Raw genomic sequence first — 2,516 nt, 5'->3', positions numbered from 1 at the left:
TCGTAAGCGCCGCGCCAGCACCCTATGGATTAGGGATTGAGGATTTCCGGAAGCGCCACGGCATGAGATCTTCGACGCCGCTTTGCGGGTGGCCGTTGATGATGGCGTCGAGGGTTTCAGCGATATAGGCGACGGGATTGACGTCGTTGAGCTTGCATGTGGCGACGAGGGACGATAGCAGCGCCCAGTTTTCCGCCCCGACCTCGTGGCCCGCGAACAGGGCGTTTTTCCGGGTCAGGCAGATTGGGCGGATGGCGTTTTCGACCGGGTTGGTGTCGAGCTCGAGGCGGCCATCGTCGAGGAAGCGGGTGAGCCCCTCCCAGTGGGCGAGCCCATAGCGGATGTCTTCGGCCAGCCTGGAGCCGGAAGAGATCATCGACAACTGCTTCTCGAACCACGGCTTGAGGGCGGCGATGATCGGCGCGGAATGCTCCCGCCGGGCGGCGAGCCGCAGTTGCGGCGCTGTCCCGCGCACGGTTGCCTCGATGGCATAGAGCGCCGCGATCTGGCGGATCGCCGCTTCGGCGATCGGCGATTTGGTGTTGCGCGCCAGCTTGACGAAGCGTCGGCGTAGATGGGCCCAGCAATGGATGAGCCGCCACGGCCCCTGCGGCCGTTCCAGGCGGGTCAGCCGATCATAGCCCTCGTAGGCGTCGACCTGAAGGAACTGCCCGCGGAAGCCCTGAAGGAAGCGTTCGGCATGCTCGCCATTGCGTCCTGGCGCATAGTGGAACAGCACGATCGGCGGGCCCTGGCCGGCATGACCGCGATCATCAGACGCGATCGCCCAGAAGAAGCCCTTCCTAACCTTTCCGCGCCCGGGATCGAGCACCGGCGCGGTGGTCTCGTCCATGAACAACCGATCCGCCGCGGCCAGATGCTGGCGCATGCGATCGGCGATGGGCTTGAGATGGAAGCAGGCCCGGCCAGCCCAGTTGCCCAAGGTCGCGCGATCCAGCCGGATGCCCTGGCGGGCGTAGATCTCGGCCTGTCGATAGAATGGCAAGTGATCGCCGAACTTGGCGACGATAACCTGGGCGATCAGCGCCTCGGTCGGCAGGCCGCCCGGCACCACATGCTCGGGGGCATGAGCCTGCACGACCGCGCCCGAGCAGCGGCGGCATGCGTATTTCGGGCGGCGGGTGACCAGCACGCGCAACTGCGCCGGGACCACGTCCAGCCGCTCGCTGACGTCCTCGCCGATCCTGGCCATTTCGCCGCAGCCGCACGGGCACAGCCTGCTCTGCGGCTCGATGATCCGCTCGACACGCGGCAGATGGGCCGGCAGATGACCGCGATTGCGGCGGTGAGACGCGCCGGCGTCCGAACGGCCCTTGATGATCTGCTGCGCCTTTTCATGGGCTGCATCGAGCACGCCCTGGGCGATTTCGACATCCTCCAGCGGCAGATGATATTGCTCGATGGAGAGCTTCTCAGACCTGGCGCCGAACTTCTCGCGCTGGAAGTCGCTGACGATACTCTCCAGCCGCCGCCGCGCTTCCTCGGACTGAGCCAGGGCCTCTTGCGTCTGCGCCAGCTCGGCTTTCAGACGCTCGACCTCATCATGGAGAACGGCGACGTTCATGGGCTATTTCGAGCATGGATCAGCCCGCAGTGCCATGCCCGGCGCGGACCTGAGTCAGTGTGCCGCACTCACCCGGCAAGCTGCGGACGCCGAACCCGCTCGGGACGCACCAGGCGCCAATCCAGCCCCTCGAACAAGGCCGCAAACATCGCCGGCGACATCCGCATCACGCCGCCGCGAAGCTGGGGCCAGACGAACTTCGAGCCCTCCAGGCGCTTATGCACCAGCACCAGTCCGGTGCGATCCCAGACCAAAATCTTGATCCGATCGGCCCTTTTGGCCCGGAAGACGATGGCGGCACCACTGTAGGGATCAAGGCCGAGCATCTCCTGCGCCGCCGCCGCCAGCCCATCAAGGCCACGACGGAAGTCGACCGGACGTGTCGCCACGTAGATCTTCAGATCGGAACTCGGCGCGATCATCGCGAGGCCCGCACCGCACGGATCACCTGCACCAACTGCTCGACCTCGACCGTCGTTCGGATTACCGCATCGCCAACCACGATCTCAACCTTCGCCGCCGCCGATTTCGGTGGCTTTGGCGGCAGCAGGGGCGACTGCGCGTCATCCACCAGCAACGGCGCGAACAGCGGCTCCGCGCTCTCCGGAAGGACCAGCTCTCCCAGACGAAGGCGCCGCCGCCAATCATACACCTGCGAGCGTGTCGTTCCGTACTTTCGAGCGACCACAGCAACCTGCATCCCCGGCATCAGGCTCTCCGCCGCTATCCGGGCCCTTTCGCCCTCCGTGCGAAGCCGCCGCCCCGTCGGACCCTCGACAACCTCAAGCCGCCCGACGTAGCCAGGTGTCGCGACGTCCAATTGGACGTCCATTTGCACGTCTGCTTCCATCCCGATCCTCCGTCTCGCCAATCGGAGGATGCTGCCACATACAGCTCATGAACCGCACGAGGGGACCGGCGTGGCGCTTAC

3 protein-coding genes are annotated in these 2,516 nt (G+C 65.8%); all 3 read right to left on the bottom strand.

Annotated elements, in window-relative coordinates; genetic code table 11:
• Nucleotides 1-22 precede the first annotated feature (22 nt).
• Nucleotides 23-1,585: an IS66 family transposase gene (locus tag GV161_RS30835; protein WP_152012680.1), complete on the bottom strand. Its 1,563-nt coding sequence runs from the start codon at nt 1,583-1,585 to the stop codon at nt 23-25.
• A 68-nt stretch (nt 1,586-1,653) separates the two neighbouring features.
• Nucleotides 1,654-2,007 (bottom strand): IS66 family insertion sequence element accessory protein TnpB, encoded by a 354-nt coding sequence (gene tnpB / locus GV161_RS30830; protein ID WP_152012681.1) that lies wholly within the window; start codon nt 2,005-2,007, stop codon nt 1,654-1,656.
• A complete protein-coding gene (locus GV161_RS30825; protein WP_152012682.1) occupies nt 2,004-2,435 on the bottom strand; it encodes a transposase in 432 nt (143 codons plus the stop codon). Before GV161_RS30825 ends, tnpB begins: the two co-directional genes overlap by 4 nt.
• Nucleotides 2,436-2,516: the final 81 nt, after the last annotated feature.

The sequence above is a fragment of the Bosea sp. 29B genome (assembly GCF_902506165.1).
Taxonomy (GTDB): Bacteria; Pseudomonadota; Alphaproteobacteria; order Rhizobiales; family Beijerinckiaceae; genus Allobosea.
The sequence above is the reverse complement of the archived record's forward strand: the minus strand, read 5'-3'. Positions and strand labels throughout refer to the sequence as shown.

Coding starts and splice junctions, on each gene's coding strand:
- GV161_RS30835 (WP_152012680.1), bottom strand. CDS start 1,585: ATGAACGTCGCCGTTCTCCATGATGAGGTCGAGCGTCTGAAAGCCGAG.
- GV161_RS30825 (WP_152012682.1), bottom strand. CDS start 2,435: ATGGAAGCAGACGTGCAAATGGACGTCCAATTGGACGTCGCGACACCT.
- tnpB (WP_152012681.1), bottom strand. CDS start 2,007: ATGATCGCGCCGAGTTCCGATCTGAAGATCTACGTGGCGACACGTCCG.